16 protein-coding genes and 1 pseudogene are annotated in these 16,375 nt (G+C 53.0%); 9 read left to right on the top strand and 8 right to left on the bottom strand.

Going from position 1 to position 16,375, the window contains the following annotated elements:
* Positions 1–80: 80 nt before the first annotated feature.
* From hpaE to QQ992_RS17605, 3 genes are read right to left on the bottom strand one after another with little or no spacing between them, the layout of a single operon-like run.
* Positions 81–1,541 (bottom strand): 5-carboxymethyl-2-hydroxymuconate semialdehyde dehydrogenase, encoded by a 1,461-nt coding sequence (gene hpaE / locus QQ992_RS17615; protein WP_286110512.1) that lies wholly within the window; start codon positions 1,539–1,541, stop codon positions 81–83.
* A gap of 5 nt (positions 1,542–1,546) precedes the next feature.
* Positions 1,547–2,311: a fumarylacetoacetate hydrolase family protein gene (locus QQ992_RS17610; RefSeq protein WP_286110511.1), complete on the bottom strand. Its 765-nt coding sequence runs from the start codon at positions 2,309–2,311 to the stop codon at positions 1,547–1,549.
* A gap of 10 nt (positions 2,312–2,321) precedes the next feature.
* On the bottom strand, positions 2,322–2,981 hold the full coding sequence (locus QQ992_RS17605) for a fumarylacetoacetate hydrolase family protein (RefSeq protein ID WP_119370608.1): 660 nt from the start codon (positions 2,979–2,981) through the stop codon (positions 2,322–2,324).
* 171 nt (positions 2,982–3,152) lie between these two features.
* Between QQ992_RS17605 and hpaA the strand changes: the two genes are divergently transcribed.
* Both hpaA and hpaR read left to right on the top strand, forming a co-directional pair.
* Positions 3,153–4,058, top strand: coding sequence for a 4-hydroxyphenylacetate catabolism regulatory protein HpaA (gene hpaA, locus QQ992_RS17600; protein ID WP_119370635.1), 906 nt, complete (start codon positions 3,153–3,155; stop codon positions 4,056–4,058).
* A 155-nt stretch (positions 4,059–4,213) separates the two neighbouring features.
* Positions 4,214–4,636, top strand: coding sequence for a homoprotocatechuate degradation operon regulator HpaR (gene hpaR, locus QQ992_RS17595; protein WP_286110510.1), 423 nt, complete (start codon positions 4,214–4,216; stop codon positions 4,634–4,636).
* Between the two features lie 215 nt (positions 4,637–4,851).
* On the opposite strand, the pseudogene QQ992_RS17590 reads toward hpaR, so the two are convergent.
* Positions 4,852–5,652, bottom strand: a pseudogene (locus QQ992_RS17590) (asparaginase domain-containing protein); the annotation flags it as partial.
* 317 nt (positions 5,653–5,969) lie between these two features.
* Between QQ992_RS17590 and QQ992_RS17585 the strand changes: the two are divergent.
* Positions 5,970–6,290: a hypothetical protein gene (locus tag QQ992_RS17585; protein WP_286110509.1), complete on the top strand. Its 321-nt coding sequence runs from the start codon at positions 5,970–5,972 to the stop codon at positions 6,288–6,290.
* 444 nt (positions 6,291–6,734) lie between these two features.
* Here QQ992_RS17585 and QQ992_RS17580 read toward each other — a convergent pair whose 3' ends face one another.
* Entirely contained in the window at positions 6,735–7,031 is a 297-nt protein-coding gene (locus QQ992_RS17580; protein WP_286110508.1) for a helix-turn-helix domain-containing protein, read from the bottom strand.
* Positions 7,032–7,288: 257 nt separating this feature from the next.
* On the opposite strand from QQ992_RS17580, the gene QQ992_RS17575 reads away from it, so the two are divergent.
* From QQ992_RS17575 to QQ992_RS17565, 3 genes are all read left to right on the top strand, one after another.
* Complete coding sequence (locus QQ992_RS17575) at positions 7,289–7,672, top strand: hypothetical protein (RefSeq protein ID WP_286110507.1); 384 nt, start codon at positions 7,289–7,291, stop codon at positions 7,670–7,672.
* A gap of 138 nt (positions 7,673–7,810) precedes the next feature.
* Entirely contained in the window at positions 7,811–8,419 is a 609-nt protein-coding gene (locus QQ992_RS17570) for an MbcA/ParS/Xre antitoxin family protein (RefSeq protein WP_286110506.1), read from the top strand.
* Positions 8,412–8,900: a hypothetical protein gene (locus QQ992_RS17565; protein WP_286110505.1), complete on the top strand. Its 489-nt coding sequence runs from the start codon at positions 8,412–8,414 to the stop codon at positions 8,898–8,900. Before QQ992_RS17570 ends, QQ992_RS17565 begins: the two co-directional genes overlap by 8 nt.
* A 64-nt stretch (positions 8,901–8,964) precedes the next feature.
* Here the strand turns inward: QQ992_RS17565 and QQ992_RS17560 are convergent, their stop codons facing one another.
* On the bottom strand, positions 8,965–9,129 hold the full coding sequence (locus QQ992_RS17560; protein WP_286110504.1) for a hypothetical protein: 165 nt from the start codon (positions 9,127–9,129) through the stop codon (positions 8,965–8,967).
* Between the two features lie 489 nt (positions 9,130–9,618).
* Here QQ992_RS17560 and QQ992_RS17555 point away from each other — a divergent pair, with 489 nt between their 5' ends.
* Entirely contained in the window at positions 9,619–10,413 is a 795-nt protein-coding gene (locus QQ992_RS17555) for a site-specific integrase (RefSeq protein WP_286110503.1), read from the top strand.
* A gap of 221 nt (positions 10,414–10,634) precedes the next feature.
* On the opposite strand, the gene QQ992_RS17550 is transcribed toward QQ992_RS17555, so the two are convergent.
* The gene (locus tag QQ992_RS17550) at positions 10,635–11,426 is read right to left on the bottom strand and encodes a DUF5677 domain-containing protein (protein WP_286110502.1); all 792 of its coding nucleotides are present in this window, start codon (positions 11,424–11,426) and stop codon (positions 10,635–10,637) included.
* An 881-nt stretch (positions 11,427–12,307) separates the two neighbouring features.
* Here QQ992_RS17550 and QQ992_RS17545 point away from each other — a divergent pair.
* Both QQ992_RS17545 and QQ992_RS17540 read left to right on the top strand, forming a co-directional pair.
* Positions 12,308–13,471: a DUF3800 domain-containing protein gene (locus tag QQ992_RS17545; RefSeq protein WP_286110501.1), complete on the top strand. Its 1,164-nt coding sequence runs from the start codon at positions 12,308–12,310 to the stop codon at positions 13,469–13,471.
* 468 nt (positions 13,472–13,939) lie between these two features.
* Entirely contained in the window at positions 13,940–15,115 is a 1,176-nt protein-coding gene (locus QQ992_RS17540) for a hypothetical protein (protein WP_286110500.1), read from the top strand.
* Between the two features lie 226 nt (positions 15,116–15,341).
* Here the strand turns inward: QQ992_RS17540 and QQ992_RS17535 are convergent, their stop codons facing one another.
* Positions 15,342–16,046, bottom strand: a complete 705-nt coding sequence (locus QQ992_RS17535) for a hypothetical protein (protein ID WP_286110499.1) — start codon at positions 16,044–16,046, stop codon at positions 15,342–15,344.
* Positions 16,047–16,375 lie beyond the last annotated feature (329 nt).

Here is a 16,375-nt window from a genome sequence, read left to right as displayed (position 1 = left end):
TGAAATCTTGGGGCCGCTGCGCGCCCCATCGCGACACAAGGCCGCTCCTACAGGGACCGTGTCAATCATCCAGGGTCAGGTCACACGCCCCAGCGAGGAATGTGGTGGCTACCCATCGAAATACACACGTTCTTGATCTCTGCAAAGACCTCGAAGCTGTACTGCCCACCTTCGCGCCCGGTACCGGAGCCTTTCACGCCGCCGAACGGCTGGCGCAGGTCGCGCACGTTCTGGCTGTTGATGAACACCATGCCGGCCTCGATGCCGCGTGCCAGGCGGTGGGCCTTGCCGATGTCCTGGGTCCAGATGTACGAGGCCAGGCCGTACTCGGTATCGTTGGCCAGTTGCAGCGCTTCGGCTTCGTCCTTGAACGGGATCAGGCACACCACCGGGCCAAAGATTTCTTCCTGGGCAATGCGCATCTTGTTGTTCACGTCGGCGAACACGGTGGGCTGGATGAACTGCCCTTTGGCCAGGTGCGCCGGCAGGTTGGCCGGGCGCTCCAGGCCACCGGCGACCAGGCGTGCACCTTCTTCGATGCCGATGCGAATGTAGCCGGCGACCTTGTCGTAATGCTGCTGGGTAATCATCGAACCGACCTGGGTTTTCGGGTCGGTCGGGTCACCCACGATCAGGCGCTTGGCGCGGGCGGCGAACTCGGCAACGAACTGCGGGTACACGCTTTCCTGGATGAAGATACGGCTGCCGGCGGTGCAGCGTTCGCCGTTCAGCGAGAAGATGGTGAACAGTGCGGCGTCCAGTGCGCGTTCCAGGTCGGCGTCTTCGAAAATCAGCACCGGCGACTTGCCGCCCAGTTCCATCGAGTACTTTTTAAGGCCAGCGGTCTGCATGATCTTGCGACCGGTGGCGGTGCCGCCAGTGAAGGAAATGGCGCGCACATCCGGGTGGCGGACCAGTGCGTCGCCAGCGGTAGCGCCGTAGCCCTGGATCACGTTCAGCACGCCGTTGGGGATGCCGGCCTCAACCGCCAGGCGGCCCAGTTCGTTGGCGGTCAGCGGCGACAGTTCGCTCATCTTCAATACCGCCGTGTTGCCCAGTGCCAGGCACGGCGCGGTCTTCCAGGTGGCGGTCATGAACGGCACGTTCCACGGGCTCACCAGGCCACACACACCCACCGGCTGGTACAGCGTGTAGTTGAGCATCTGGTCGTCGACCGGGTAGGTGTGGCCGTCCATGCGGGTGCACACTTCGGCAAAGAAGTCGAAGTTATGCGAGGCACGCGGGATCAGCACGTTCCTGGTCTGGTGGATCGGCAGGCCGGTGTCGAGGGTTTCCAGCTCGGCCAGTTTCGGCACGTTCTGCTCGATCAGCTCACCCAGCTTGCGCATCAGCCGGGCACGTTCCTTGGCCGGGGTGTTGGCCCACTTGGGGAAGGCTTCCTTGGCTGCAGCCACCGCTTGGGCCACTTCTTCGGCGCCGCCGCTGGCGACTTCGCCAATGGCATCGCCGGTGGCCGGGTTGTAGTTGACGAAGGTGTCTTTGCTCTCGACCTCACGGCCGTTGATCCAGTGCTTGATCATGCTGCTCACGCCTTGTTGTTCTTGAAGAAGTCAGCTTCGCTGACGATACGGTTGACCAAGCGACCGACGCCTTCCACTTCCACCACCACTTCATCGCCCGGCACCACATCGGCCAGGCCTTCCGGCGTGCCGGTGGCGATCATGTCGCCCGGTTGCAGGGTCATGAAGCTGGAGAAGTATTCGATGAGGTGCGGGATGTCGAAGATCATGTCTGCGGTGGTGCCTTCCTGCTTCAGCTCACCGTTGATCCAGGTGCGCAGCTTCAGGTTGCTCACGTCCGGCACATCGGCGGCATCGACGATCCACGGGCCGACCGGGGTGGTGGCATCGCGGTTCTTCACCCGCAGGTTGGGGCGGTAGTAGTTTTCCAGGTAGTCGCGGATGGCGTAGTCGTTACACACGGTGTAGCCGGCTACGTAGTCCAGGGCGTTTTCACGCTTGACGTTTTTCGCCACCTTGCCAATGACCGCGACCAGCTCGCACTCGTAGTGCATGTACTCGACATTGTCCGGGCGCCAGGTGACCTGGTTGTGGCCGGTGTAGGTGCCCGGCGACTTGATGAAGGCCAGGGGTTCGGTGGGCGGAGCGAAGGCCAGCTCCTTGGCGTGGTCGGCGTAGTTCAGGCCCAGGGCGAACATGCTGCCGGTGGCGGGTGGCAACCAGGTGACCTGGTCTTGATGGACCAGGCGGCCGTCGGCCAGGCGCAGTTGATCGCCTTCGACGGTAACGTCATGAACCTGGCCGTCGAACTGGATACGGGCGTGTTTCACAGGTAATTCCTCACTCGGCGACGATGTGGTTGGTCAGCTTGCCCAGGCCGTCGATCTCGATATCGACGCGGTCGCCTGGCTGTACATCGACGCGGCCCTCGGGGGTGCCGGTGATCAGGATGTCGCCGGCGTGCAGGGTCATGAACTCGCTGATTTCGGCAATCAGCTGGGCCACCGTGCGCACGCAGTTGGCGGTGTTGTTGTGCTGGCGCAGTTCACCATTCACAAACAGGCGCAGGCCCAGGGCATCGGGGTTGGCCACCTGGCTGGCCGGTACCAGTTCGGGGCCGAACGGGCAGAAGCCGTCACGGCACTTGGCCTTGACGGCCGGGCGGTAGTAGCTGTCTTCGGGCAGGCTGACCTCGTTGACGATGGTGTAGCCCGCCACATGTTTCAGGGCATCGGCCACGCTGACGCGGCTGGCGTCCTTGCCAATCACCACGCCCAGCGCCGGGCCAGGTTGCAGGCGCTGCACGCCGGCCGGAAATACGACCTGGCCTTCGTGCTGGTTGCGGGTGTTCGGGGTTTTCACGAACAGCACCGGCTTGACCGGCAACTGCTTGTACGGTGCTTCGACAAACGCCGCGCGGTGCTGCTGCAGCAAACCCTGGTAGTTCAGCGCGACGCCGAACAGGGTGCCGCTGGCAACGTCATGCAGGGCATGGCTCATGCTCTTCTCCTGGCAGTGCAGGGCGGTGGCCGTCCTGCGGATTTTGTTAATGTGTTAATGTTATAGTTAATATGTTAACGATGGTCAAGGGGTGGCCAGTGGCGCCTGCCGACAAGGCGGTGCACCATGGGCCATCGTCAACAGGGTCAAGCGATTTGCGAGCAAGCAGCCATGAGCGACCGGCATCCGATACCGAACATCAACATCGGCCAGGTCTACGACCAGCGCTACAGCGACAGCGAGGTGCATTACGACCGGCTGGGCAACCTGGCGGGCTTTTTCGGGCGCAACATGCCGGTGCACCGGCATGACCGGTTTTTTCAGGTGCATTACGTGAAGTCGGGCACGGTGCGCGTGTATCTGGACGACCAGCAGTACATCGAATCGGGGCCGATGTTTTTCCTCACGCCGCCGACGGTGGCCCATGCTTTCGTCACCGAGGCGGACAGCGACGGGCATGTGCTGACCGTGCGCCAGCAACTGGTGTGGCAACTGATTGAAGCCGATGCCAGCCTGCTGCCGGCGGGCATGCAGGTGCAGCCGGCCTGTGTGGCGCTGGGTAATTTGCCGACCGAATACCAGGCCGAGGCGCAGCGCCTGCAAGGTTGGCTGGAAGCGTTGAGCGACGAATTTGCCACGCAACAACCGGGGCGCGAGGCGGCAATGCAGTCGCTGACGCGGTTGATCATGATCAGCCTGTTGCGCTTGTGCCCCCACTCGCTGGAGTCGACCCCGGCGCGGCACGAAGACCTGAAAATCTTCCACCGTTTCAATGCACTGATCGAAGCGCATTACCTGGAGCACTGGCCGCTGGCCCGCTACGCGCAGCAAATTGGCGTGACCGAGGCGCGGCTGAACGACGTGTGCCGACGCATCGCCGACCTGCCGTCCAAGCGCCTGGTGCTGGAGCGGCTGATGCAGGAAGCCAAGCGCCTGCTGTTGTTCTCTGGCAGCACGGCCAACGAAATCTGCTACCAGCTCGGCTTCAAGGACCCGGCCTATTTCAGCCGCTTCTTCAACCGCTACGCCAAGCTCACACCCGGGGAGTACCGCCAACGGCAGGCGGGCTTGCAGTGAAAGGGCCATGGCAGGGCACCCGGAATATGTTGTTGTTTGCAGCGGATGGTCGCAGCCCGCGCGCCGGGCTTGAATGGGTTTTCCGTGGAACAGATTGCACTTTCCATCGCGCATGCCCTTAAATTCGTGAACAGAGAAAAACCACAGGCTTGACCATGACCAAGACGCAACCTTCGCTCACGCTGAGCCTTCTGCAGGCCCGGGAAGCCGCAATGGCATTTTTCAGGCCGCTGTTGAACGAGCACGACCTGACCGAGCAGCAATGGCGGGTGATCCGTATCCTCAAGCAGCATGGCGAGCTGGAGAATTACCAACTGGCAGAGCTGGCCTGCATCCTCAAACCGAGCATGACCGGGGTGCTGGGGCGGCTGGAGCGTGACGGGCTGGTTCGGCGACAGAAGGCCGCGCAGGACCAGCGACGTGTTTTCGTGACGCTGACCGAGGGTGGGGAGGCGTGCTTTGCCTCGATGAAGGAGGGGATGGAAGCCAATTACCAGAAGATTCAGGCGCAGTTTGGCGAAGAGAAACTGCAGCAGCTGATGGGGTTGTTAAACGAGCTGAAGCGCATCGCGCCATGACCTTCTCCTGGTCTTGCGCGAGCTTTTTGTAGGAACGGCCTTGTGTCGCGATGGGCTGCGCAGCAGCCCCGACGATTTCTGCGGCGAAGCTTAAACCCTGGGGCCGCTGCGCAGCCCATCGCGACACAAGGCCGCTCCTACAGGGTGCGCGTGTTAGCCAGTAGGGTCGGAGCGAAGCCCCCAGTGCCGGCGTGCCGGCCCTGAGGGAGGAACGATCAATACTCCCAGAAGATCCGCTGCAGCTCTTTGCTGTCTTGGGTCTTGGTCATCGCCACCATCGCCAGAATCCGCGCTTTTTGCGGGTTCAGGTCATGGGCCACGACCCAGTCGTTCTTGTCATCCGGCTGTTCGGCGTTGCGCAGCACGAAACCACCCTGATTGACGTGCGACGAGCGGATGATCTGCACGCCATTCTTACGCAGCTCCTGCAGCGCCGGCACTACCCGCGACGATACCGAGCCGTTGCCGGTACCGGCATGGATCAGTGCCTTGGCACCGTTCTGCGCCAGCGCCTTGTAGGCAGTGTCGGTCACGTTGCCGTAGCCATAGGCGATGTCTACCTGCGGCAGGCTGCTGATCTGCTTGATGTCGAACTCGGAATTGACGGTGTGGCGCTTGGCCGGCAGGCGGAACCAGTACGACTTGCCTTCCACTACCATGCCCATCGGGCCCCAGGCGCTCTTGAACGCTTCGGTCTTGATGTTGACCGACTTGCTCACGTCACGGCCAGACTGGATTTCGTCGTTCATGGTCACCAGCACGCCCTTGCCGCGCGATTGCTTGTCGCTGGCCACGGCCACGGCGTTGTACAGGTTGAGCATGCCGTCGGCAGACATGGCAGTGCCCGGGCGCATCGAACCGACCACCACGATGGGCTTGTCGGTCTTTTCCACCAGGTTGAGGAAGTAGGCGGTTTCTTCCAGGGTGTCGGTGCCGTGGGTGATGACGATGCCGTCGACGTCCTTGCTTTCGGCAAGTTCGGCAACGCGCTTGCCCAGCTTCAGCAGGTCTTCGTTTACAGGTGTGTCACATCGAGCGGACGTAATCGAACTTGTCATTACGGACGGACATGACTTATTCGGGGGGGCGCCCTCGTAGCTTTCTGTCTAGCTGACCTTCACGGTCCTGTTCTTGCTTTATCAAGAAACAGATGATCCTAAGATCTTAGATTTGAAGGGTGGCGCAATCAAATGTTCGTGAGTTTTATCCAGGTGTTTGATTGAAGAAATGTCAATCAGGTTGTACAGATCTGCGTCTTGATTGGAAAAAATTATAGTGTTGCCGCGACTGTGTGTATAGGTGCGGCACGTTTAAAATAGTGTTGGGGTGTTCGATGAATAGTTTCGCATTTAGAGCTGAGTGCATTGGTGATGTTTGTGAGTTTCTCAAAGCTTTGGGTGAAAAATTTAGCATTGATCGCTGTCTCTTGTCTCAGGATACAATTTTTCCTGATGTTGAGGTTGTGGTTAAAGTTAGGGCTTTGATCTCGGACTTGAAAGAGGTGGCTTTTCAGATAGAGGATTGTCATGTGATTGCAGAGTCTCTAAAGGCTCAAGATATAACCGAGTATGAGAGGGTCTATTGGGAGCACGCTCGATTTCTTCTCAACGAAGGGAGGCGGCCCGCAGTGCTTCCGCTTGCGCTGTTAATTTGAAATGATTCGAAAGGCATTCCAATTTGATTGGGGGGAATGAATTTTTATTGAGGCGGTGTATAGCCAGTATTTGGCGGTTGAGTCAGGTATCTTTGTTATGAGCTGTCTTGCCGTCATCGTTAATGGAAAACAATGCCCTGTGCTGATGGTTTTGGGGCTGAGAGAGTTTATGTTGCATAATTGCATGCAGTAATTCGTTTGCAGGTGCTTCGATTCTCGCTGGTTTTTTGAACTCAGAAGCTTCTGTTTTGAGGGTTGTCTAAAGCCTTGATAATTTTTGCTGGATCCCGAAGCAAGGCTCTAAAGGTGATTTTTTACTTAGTGGTATAAAGATTGGCTTTAAGAATATTTTGAAAGTGAAATAGAAGGTGCGCAGTTGGAGTTGGAAGATGCTCTGCTTTCACTCCCAGTTCTGCGCTCAATCTTGACTCCTAGGTAGGATGATCACCGGTCTAGGAATTTAAAATCGTCTTCAAGCTTAGCAAGGATCTGATGAGTCTCTAGCTGCTCGTGCTGCTGATACGCAAGCATGAGTAGTGACAGAGGATGGACATTTAGAGCCCGAGCGATCGTGTCGATTTTGCCTAGCGTGGGCAGCTTCAGACCTCGCTCCAGGTCGCTCAGGTATGTGCGACCACTGACAAGCTTGGATAGCTCAAGGAGCGAAAGGTTGTGCCGCAGCCTCACCTTATTCAGCGCCAGTCCGAATGCCCTTGCCAGATCTTCCTCATCAGGTGTCATCGTCTACCCATGTGCTCAAAAGGCAGCATAGGGCCACAGTGGAGTGAATTTGACGACGGCCAATAGGCTGTTTTTGAATTTGCATAACATTGATAATCTGTTAGCCTAGAAATCGGCTTCCCTTCTAGCTCTTGCGCGAATGACTGATTTCACAATCGGGTGTTCGATTTTCTATGCATGAGAACGGGTATATAATTTAATTTTTAGTAGTGGTGTCAATGTCATTTACCTCTAACGACGAGGCGGTAGGAGGCTGCATGGATTTTGATGTGGAGCACGAATTGCTCACCCGTTTTCCTTCTCTGTTTGGTTTCAATGAGGGTGTTCCTGATGATGCCGTCTGGGGTATCGAGTGCGGCAATGGATGGAAGTCGCTAATTACCTCCATGTGCTACGCACTACAAAATCGAGCCAATCATACTGGGCGTCCTATCACCTTCAATTACATCAAACAGAAAATGGGTATTCTTCAGTGCACGCTCACTGGCTTTGATGAGTACACCCGAGGGGCAGTAGATGTTGCGTTCTGGATGTCCTATGTGACTTGTGAGATTTGTGGCGGGCAAGGTCGTATTGCGCCGGATAGGCAGGGATGGGTTCGAGTTCTATGCCCTGCCTGTAGATCAGCCAATCCAGGTTGATAAAATACTGCATGTCGAAGTCAATAAATTCGGGAGAATACGTCTATGTTTTATACGCATCCAGCGCTTGAGCGATCTAGCATGGGGGCTGCCCCTGGCAGTGTTACCCAGGCGTGGAAGATTGTTACGCGAATCTCTATGACAGAATGGTTCTGGATTACACATCTGCAAGTGAATGAAAACGCTAGCTGTCCTGAGCCGAGAATGGTGCAAATCGATGATGGAAATGAATTTCAACGATTTGTTAACACCGCATGGTCGAATACTAGTATCGGTGAAATCTACTTGATGAGCCCTGTGAAAACCTCAGACGGAAGCCGAGTTCTGACATGGCGATGCGAATTGTTGCTGGAGATGAAGCGCTTTTCTCCTGGTGATGATGGGCGCGTACGATACTCCTATATGACCGAGTTTGGGTCACGGTTTTCAGAGTTTCCCGATGGAGGATGGGCCGAAGATGAAGGAGAGCTGGTGTATCAGCATCCAGACATCTACAGAAAATCACAACTGATCCCCGAGCGTCAGGCGGCGCGAAACGTTCGCTACGCAAAGCAGGCAATCAACTGGGCCTGCGAGCTTTTCTCTGGAGATCTCCGAGCCGCTGCGCAGTGGCTTCACAACCCTTTGCCCGAACTGGGGAATCGTGCTCCGTGTGACATGGCTACCGCCGATGATGAGCGCTTGCTTGAGGGCGTCGTTAGCCGTCTTGAGCAATCGATGGCTGATCAGGGTGTCGTCCATGTTTGAGTGTCCAAATCTCCTGATGCCCAATAGGCCTGACCTTGTACAGAAGGTCAGAGAGTATCTCGATCAGTTCGACCCGCCCCATAAGATTGTTTACCTAAGATCTTTGGTTTCAAGCCCGAGACTGTCGGACCACTTCGTCCGCAATCTGGATTCGAGTGGCCTGGTCCTTGTCGCGGACAGCTTTCTTTCAGAGCACACAATGCTTGGCGATCACCCTCAGCGCAGCTATGGAGTATCGCTAGAGGCTTGGGCGGAGATGAAAGACAAGGTTGAAGTGGTCGATGAATTCCACTTCATGGACACTACCGTGAGCAGAGTCCAGGTCTGGCCTTTCGATCCGTCTACGTTGGATCTAGAGGCTATGAAAATTGCAGTGGCGCTCTCGATTACTGATTTGGAGATGGACTATGAACCGCGGATCTGTGGCGCAGTGAGGGATCTGCTGATCGATTACGAGATCGAACCATATTCTGGAGCCTAGGGTTCCACAAGGAATGCGCATACCGCTTGCTGCGGAAGGGCCCAGTGGGTGTGCTGTTGTCAGTTCAGTGCAGCGTGCCGGATGGACGACCCATCGAGCGTTGATAGTAGTCAGAAACGGCTTGGAAAAGCTCTTCAGCCTCACTCTTGTACTGCTGGATGACGTTGGCCGGCGCGCCTGCATCTACCGCTTCCTGATAGATCCTCAGCGCATCCAATGCCTGCTTCATCAGTGGGTCGTCGGGGCCTAGCAGCGCAACAAACGCTTTCATCCATTAGCCTCAGCATTACATTTCCTATAGGCAGGGTGAAGGGTAGCTTGAATGAGCACGAATACGAGGGAGTACATTTGTACTCTGTTCGTCTGTAGGCCCTGTAGCATGGGGTTTATAGGCTTTTATAGACGATTATAGAGTGATTATAGATTCAGGCATCTGCCTGCTGAGGACTGCCATATGTAGCAATCGTCTGGCGAACCCACCTTTCGAACTCCAGCATAAGGCTGATGGTGCACTTATGCACCAACTGGCACGCACGCCATATCTGAGCAGCGCCTAGACATCCCGAAAATGAGCGTGGTAGCTTTGTCGTCCACTGATCTCCCCCTGGATCAAACGGTCGGCTCGTGAAGGCTTAGCCACAGGGTGCAGCACTTTATTCTCTCGCACGCATCTCGATGAGTCAGCGGGCAGCCGACACCCTGACGAGCGGAGATTTGCATGCGCATCCCAGTCCATCCCGACGACCTGATCCGAAACCGTGGCTTCAAGAGCTTGGCCAAGCAGTTGCGCAAGCTGTTGCATGGGCCATCCAGGGTCTCCTTGTCCTTTGCGAAGGACATCCTCGCAAAAGGATTCGGCTACGAGAGCTTTTACGATCTCGAACAGACAGCCAAAGAAGGTTCTCCTGCACAAGCGACGATGACCGAGAATGAGGCCAAGTCAGCGATTTTCAACGCGATCACCTCACACTTGGTGCTGGGAAATACGACCGCTAAGCAAGATCAGCTGAGGCAACTGTTGGATTCGTTTGCTCTGGCGTCTCTGGTGGCGTTCAAGCAACCCTGCGTAGTCTCAATCGGCCCCAGATTGCTTTCTTTAGAGATTGTTCAGACCCTGAGAAAAGTGGCCAATCTTTCCGGAACTCCCAGGGAGCGGGCGCTGTTGGCGTGTATCCAGGCAGGCTTGCGCTCCTCAGAGTTCAAGACACTGCGATGGGTTGGTAATCAGGCTGTTTTCCAGAAGCTAAAGACACGTGGCGATGAATTCATTCCTCTACCAGAAAGCTGCCAAGACGCGATCGCCGGGTATGCGCGGGCCAGTAAGATCTCCGAAGGTGACCTGATCTTCCACTCTCACGGGGATAAAAAGTGTCCTATGCCACCGACAACATTGACCAGAATGCTGACCGCCCTGGCCCACAAAGCAGATATGAAGCTCCAGCCTGTAACGGTTAGCCAGATTCGACAAACCATGATAATGAATGGCATTGCCGAGATGACAGGACATCGTTAATGTGCCACCACGTCGGATTACATTTCCAAGGAGGGGTAGATCACGCCGACATTCAACTGAAAGAGCTGGCGCGTGTGGAGAAGAATCCATCTATCAGTGAACTGACTGTCCTGGCTTGCCGGCCTTGTGCATCTTGTAGTCGCTGACGGTTTGATCCATCCAACTGATTCCTATGCGGACCCTCAAGCAGGTCACCCTCAAGGCAAGCCAGGGGTTTAGCTTTACACCAATAATGGGGCGGAGGTTTTGTCGAAGCGGTCGACCACCTCGTGTATCTGCGTAGCAAATTGCTCAAGACTGAGGAGATCAGCCACACCTACGGCTACGGGAATCACACCGTATAGGCAGTAGTAGAGTGAGGCGGCAACTTCGTCTGGGGTTCCTGCGCCGACCTTATAGTTCCAGTATTTTCGGCCTTCTTGGGGTTCTATGTAGTGATCCAGGGATGAGGCGGAAACGTGCCCGGCGTTGTCAGACAGGGCCTGATAAACGAAGTAAGAGCCCTCCAGAGGGCCAAGCGCCGCTAGCGCCTTCGGACTGATGAGGCTGAGCGACTTTTCGAGCTGGTCTATCGCCGCCTGAAGGGCCTTTCGTGCCTCGGTGTCCGTGCTTTGAGTGTGAAGAGTTTGGTATCGATTGCGCCGGCTTTTCAAATGGTCATCCCTGAGCATCTGTATGAATGTGCCCTTGTTGCCGTCCATTGCAGAAACTGCAAGACTGACTTCGATCACTGATCTAGCCATAGAACGGCACTCGACAAACATCCCGCGCTCAGCCATCAGCAGTGCTCCCTGATAAAAGCCCGCTGCTCGCATAAGCAGCCGTACCAAAACGGCTTCTTCACTCATTGAGCTGGTGTGCACGGTATTCACCGCCTCTTGAGCAATCGCCATGATAAGGTGGTTCACGTCTCTGGCAAAGCCGAAAAGCTCATGGTTTGCTTGCAAGATGGCCGGTACTGCGTCCTCAACCTCTGAGCTGAGGAAGCCGGCTTTCGGGAGTTCAAATTCCATAGAGTGAACCTAGTGATCAATGGCTACAACCAACCTTAACTCGAAAACCGCAGTTTGCGTTGGTCGGCATGTTACGGCTAGACAAGTTAAAATTCCGGTAAGGTTGAAACAATCAGTTTTTTGATGTGTTGTGCTTCTTGGCGGTAGCGTCCCCTGTAACACAAGTAATTTGTTGAGTGTCTTAGGATTTATCAGCACGTAGGTCTAGGCTAATTAGCAGTCCTTTTACAATGTCGTGGCAGTCCTTTTCGGGTATTTCTGTTGTAATGCTAATCAAACCAACGCTGTTTCTTTTAACTGTGCAGCCTATGTCTTCAAAGTGGGTTACTACATCTGAGTAGAATGCCTCAAGCTTCTGCTCTAGCTCATCGGTGGAGAGTTCATCTCGCATTGGGTTAGCCGGGGTTGGGCCTTGGTAGTAGGGTAAGTAACTATAGGTTTTCATGTGCCATCATCGCTAGTTAGGTTATGGTCAACTCTATCTTAGCGTTTAGGTGGCTGCAATTATATTCATCTGCTCCGAGTATTTTCTGTTCGAAAAGTCATCCACACACAGAGTGCTACCAACCTCAAAGGAGCCTTGCTCATGCTGCTTGACATTTCCGGTGGCATGTTGTAATGGCTATTTGCTATGCCTGGGGATAGCTGGGGATCGCGGAAGGGGGTTTGGCGAAGGTGCGAAGGTGTATCGCGGTACTGTAGGCACTCTCGGAATTAACCACTCCAGCGGTAAGCTGCCTGACGGTTTTCGCGAAGCGCAATCACCATCATGGCTCGGCTGCTGGAGGCTCTAACCAATAGAACTCGGCTAATAATCAGTACTGACATTCAGTCAGAAAATTAGCAAAAATATCATTTTTACATCTCAAAAGGACTAACAGATGAACAGCCACGTAGACCCCCTTGATAGAATCGAGGTTGATGCCGCACATTTTTTCTATGATGCTCCCGGTACAAGGGGGACTGATCAGCAGTTGGCTCTTTATTACGATGAAACAAATAACTTTGGTAAGCTCAAGCTTTTAGAAAGCGGACTCAATGTTAGTAAGAGCGATAACTTTGTGCTGGGTGGTATAGTGCTGAAGCCAGGTCAGTCTGCTGGAGATGCACTTGAGTTAATGCGAAAGATTAGGGTGCAAGCAAGTGCTAAAGAAATTAAATTTGACATGGTCGCCCATGGGACGTTCGACAAGATACTCGGGTCCACTAAGCTAAACCACGTTCTCAACTGGCTGCTTGACCATGATCTTGGCATCCACTATACAAATTTGAACATTATAAGCTGGTTTACCTTAGATATAGTTGATTCAATTCTTGCTGAGGAGGAATTTTCCTCTTACTTCGTGATGCATCGCGAACTCAAGAGTGAACTGCACCACATTGCCAGCAGAAATCTCCCTGACTTTTTAACGTTAATCCATAAATACAATTACCCGAATATCCAAAGAAGTGAGACCGTTAATTTCCTTAAAGATCTTTACTATTTCCTAGTGGCCAATTGGCCAGATATCGTTTTCCCGCCCACCAACGCACTGAAAGAAATCATTCTCAGAGCAAGAGTTGTCCCGGAGTTGTGCTTCCTGGAAGGGAATGAGTCAAATGTTTTAATCAAGGGGATTGACACGTTTTTCCTGTACCGCCTGTGCGCATTCAAGAATGCTAGCCACATTTTTGACGAAGAAAAAACAGTCAGGGAGAATATTGAGAGATATAAGGTTTTAAATGTGGGTAGGGAGATTCCTTATCAATTCGTAGACTCAAAAGATCACTTTGAAATTCAACTGTCAGACGTGGTTGCGGGCTTTTTAGGGAAATACTTTTCTTTCATCGAAAAAACGCCAACCAATAGTCTAATTCATTTTAAAAACAACCTGAGCCAAGCTCAGCGTGATAATGTCACTGCCTTGAGGAAGCTGATTGAAAAGTCTGACGCCATCAGTAATGTCTTGCTTCATCGAGTAACAACTATGGACAGCGACAATAAGAGCGACTATTTTATTTTCGGCACGGGTCTCTCTCCCCATCTGAAATCTACCAATCGATAAAAGTTTCACGAGCGGAGAAAAATTGCCTCGGCCCTTTCCTTCGGCCAAAAAAATTTAAATATCATGGCAATAACTGATTGAAGATATATGTCCTCAGCACAATCGGTGAGATGTATAGTCCCAACTCGGTTAGAGCTGATATCAACGCGCAGTTGCTCATGGCCGAAAGTACGTGAGCGGCTGCTTTGGCTTGAAAGCGGTCAGACGTGATCGTCTGCTTTCCGAAGCAGCCTTTCGTGGAGGTCCGAAAACGACCAGAAACGGTGCTCAGAGCCCTCAGCGCGTCGGTCGATCAGGCCGCCTCGACGTATGAGTAACGTTATTTCATGGTAAAAGCACTTGGCGAACACGCCCTGTGAGTAGCGCTACTGATGGAGCATATTATAATGAAATCGCCAAAGGTTGATGCCAAATAACATTACAGAACATAGTGCTATGGCTTACGCTAAAATATAGTCGGGGTTAATCATGCGGCCAGAAAATATTGAGCTGATTCGGCATTCGGCGCTAAGGGCACTTGGTGTAATTAAAGCTGCTGATGGCAATACAAGGGCGGATAAGCATTTTTTGTTTAACCGCAAACAGGTGATTACGAAACGGAAGCTACCATCTTATTATTTGGTTTATTTTTTGCTGGTTGATTTGCTGGGATTCAAGAATCTTGGCCGTTTTGAGAAAATAGCATGGTCCATTCCCATCGATTATCTTGGTAAAGCATTTTTGCTTGAGCATGGGAAGTTTGGGATTGGTCTTTATGCTCATGATCCTGAAAGTGAAGGAGCTGCGGCAGAAGAAATCGCGACCCGCGTCCGTAAGGCTGTAAAAGCAGCGACACCATTTTTTGATTATATTGCCCGTCAGGCGGTAGAACGTTCTGAGGTGAACGTGGTTAACAATAGTATGGCGCTTTTATGCCGATTTGAATTCATGAGGGAGATCTACCAATCTAAGTGCGCTGAATTGGTGGCTCAGAGCGAGCTGCACGACCTGAAAATTAAGCAGAGAAACTTGCCATTGGGAGTGTGGAGTTTCGGGGGTGCGTTTTCAAATATCAAACAAGAGACGAGCTGGTTAGCGATCGCTGCTATAGAGGCATTTTTCAGCTGGACTGAGCACGTGTTAATACATATAGCAATACTATCTGGTAGAGTCACATCGGCATGTGAAATTGCGGATTTGGCAGCGGCAGATTGGTCGCGAAAGTTTAAAGCTGTGTTCGATATAACAAATGAAAAAGAGAAGGCTCTTTTTGATAGTGCGCTTTCCATGCGGCAAGAGCTTAGGAATTATATAGCTCATGGCGCGTTTGGAAAAGGCGGCGAAGCTTTCTCATTTCACTCCTCGGCAGGCGCCGTCCCGGTATTGCTTCCCGAAAAAGCTGGAAGTAAAAAGTTTTCTATCGGTAGTAACCTGGAATTCGACTATGAGTTGGCGTTTGGTGTTGTTGATAATTTCGTCATGCTGATTTGGTCAGGAAAAAGAGCGCCGGCACAGTTGTACATTCAAGGCAGCAACCTACCTGCAATTTTGACATTTTGTGCAGATGGAACTTACTCTCGTGCTATGGCCTCACTAGAGGAGATGGAGAATTTGGTTGATTATCTTTCTAACATGGCTGAGCAAGCGACAAACATGGACTGGTAGCGTTCGCTTCTGGCCGATTGCGGACTTTCGTAAGGGCAACTTTGGGTCGAAAGCAGCCGGTCGTGACTGACCGTAATCGACCCACGGCCACCGCTCGAAAAGGATGGGAGGTCGGAAAAAATTAGATACTCAATGTAGGCGCAACTTATGGTCAGGTGCACAAGTTAAGAAGTCTTATATAATGTTGAGTTTGATCTCCAATGCGCCGAACACGAGAAATAGAAAGTCAGTTAGGCTTTCTCAAGATTGATAGTTGTGCCTCATTGGGTTTTAGCGTTGGATCAATCTCGGCAGTAACTTTTATCCCGATCTCGCGCATAATGTTTAGTAATAGTGCATATCTGTGGTAAGGGTTATCGGTCACATCGGGACCGGCCCGCAGATTGATATCTGTATCACTGGGCTCCACCTGGATGATTTCATTTGGTAGATTGCCTCCGGGCGTGGGGTAGATATTGACATTCAGGCTCTTAAAGAGCGTTAGAAAATCCATGGCGTACATCTGTGCCTCTGTTTCTCCGACTGAAGCAACCCTTAGGTTCGCTTCAGGGTCGTACAGAAACTTTGGAGACTTCAGGAAGTCTGCTATCCGTGACGCTTGGTCGGATGTCAATCGACGAATACTTTGCATTTTTTGAATGCGCTCATTAACCCTAGCCGTTTCTGCTCGGGCTTGCTCCGCTTCAGCTCTTAGGAATTCAGTTTCTCTTTCCAATTTGGCAGCATGCTCACTAGCTTCAGCTGCCCTTGCATCGGCTTGAGCTATTTTTACTTCATTATTGGATTGCCGGATTTCGGCGTATTTTTCTCGTACAGTGCCTGACCAAACAAGTCCAGCAGCAGCTAAAAATACAATAATTGCCCCGATTACAGACCATAATCCAGACCAGGCGTACAGCTGATCCGCAGCTTTTTGCGATAAATCGAACATTCTCTTAAGTCCCGTGTCGTGACAGGAAGCGCGCCTGCTGCGCGTGTTCTGAAAATTATTCTTAATCAGCACCCGGAAGCCTGCATACCCCATTAATCGATCAAAATCCCACCTCCCTGCTTTCTTGACGAAGCTAGTGGATGCATCAGTTTTTATCAAGACTCTCCAAGTGAAGATAAGAGAGCTGCATCTACGGGTTAGATTTCTTGACGCGAGCAAGGGCCAACGCCAAGCAATGTGCTGTTGTACGGCTCCGTTCACCATCACGTGGAAGGAACAGGGCAGGTAGCCTTTTGGCGAAAGTCTGCTATGGGTCGTTAGCAGCCATT

The organism is Pseudomonas kurunegalensis, from assembly GCF_030291635.1.
GTDB lineage: Bacteria > Pseudomonadota > Gammaproteobacteria > Pseudomonadales > Pseudomonadaceae > Aquipseudomonas > Aquipseudomonas monteilii.
The sequence above is the reverse complement of the archived record's forward strand: the minus strand, read 5'-3'. Positions and strand labels throughout refer to the sequence as shown.

Coding starts and splice junctions, on each gene's coding strand:
- hpaE (WP_286110512.1), bottom strand. CDS start 1,541: ATGATCAAGCACTGGATCAACGGCCGTGAGGTCGAGAGCAAAGACACC.
- QQ992_RS17605 (WP_119370608.1), bottom strand. CDS start 2,981: ATGAGCCATGCCCTGCATGACGTTGCCAGCGGCACCCTGTTCGGCGTC.
- hpaA (WP_119370635.1), top strand. CDS start 3,153: ATGAGCGACCGGCATCCGATACCGAACATCAACATCGGCCAGGTCTAC.
- hpaR (WP_286110510.1), top strand. CDS start 4,214: ATGACCAAGACGCAACCTTCGCTCACGCTGAGCCTTCTGCAGGCCCGG.
- QQ992_RS17585 (WP_286110509.1), top strand. CDS start 5,970: ATGAATAGTTTCGCATTTAGAGCTGAGTGCATTGGTGATGTTTGTGAG.
- QQ992_RS17580 (WP_286110508.1), bottom strand. CDS start 7,031: ATGACACCTGATGAGGAAGATCTGGCAAGGGCATTCGGACTGGCGCTG.
- QQ992_RS17575 (WP_286110507.1), top strand. CDS start 7,289: ATGGATTTTGATGTGGAGCACGAATTGCTCACCCGTTTTCCTTCTCTG.
- QQ992_RS17570 (WP_286110506.1), top strand. CDS start 7,811: ATGACAGAATGGTTCTGGATTACACATCTGCAAGTGAATGAAAACGCT.
- QQ992_RS17565 (WP_286110505.1), top strand. CDS start 8,412: ATGTTTGAGTGTCCAAATCTCCTGATGCCCAATAGGCCTGACCTTGTA.
- QQ992_RS17560 (WP_286110504.1), bottom strand. CDS start 9,129: ATGAAGCAGGCATTGGATGCGCTGAGGATCTATCAGGAAGCGGTAGAT.
- QQ992_RS17555 (WP_286110503.1), top strand. CDS start 9,619: ATGCGCATCCCAGTCCATCCCGACGACCTGATCCGAAACCGTGGCTTC.
- QQ992_RS17550 (WP_286110502.1), bottom strand. CDS start 11,426: ATGGAATTTGAACTCCCGAAAGCCGGCTTCCTCAGCTCAGAGGTTGAG.
- QQ992_RS17545 (WP_286110501.1), top strand. CDS start 12,308: ATGAACAGCCACGTAGACCCCCTTGATAGAATCGAGGTTGATGCCGCA.
- QQ992_RS17540 (WP_286110500.1), top strand. CDS start 13,940: ATGCGGCCAGAAAATATTGAGCTGATTCGGCATTCGGCGCTAAGGGCA.
- QQ992_RS17535 (WP_286110499.1), bottom strand. CDS start 16,046: ATGTTCGATTTATCGCAAAAAGCTGCGGATCAGCTGTACGCCTGGTCT.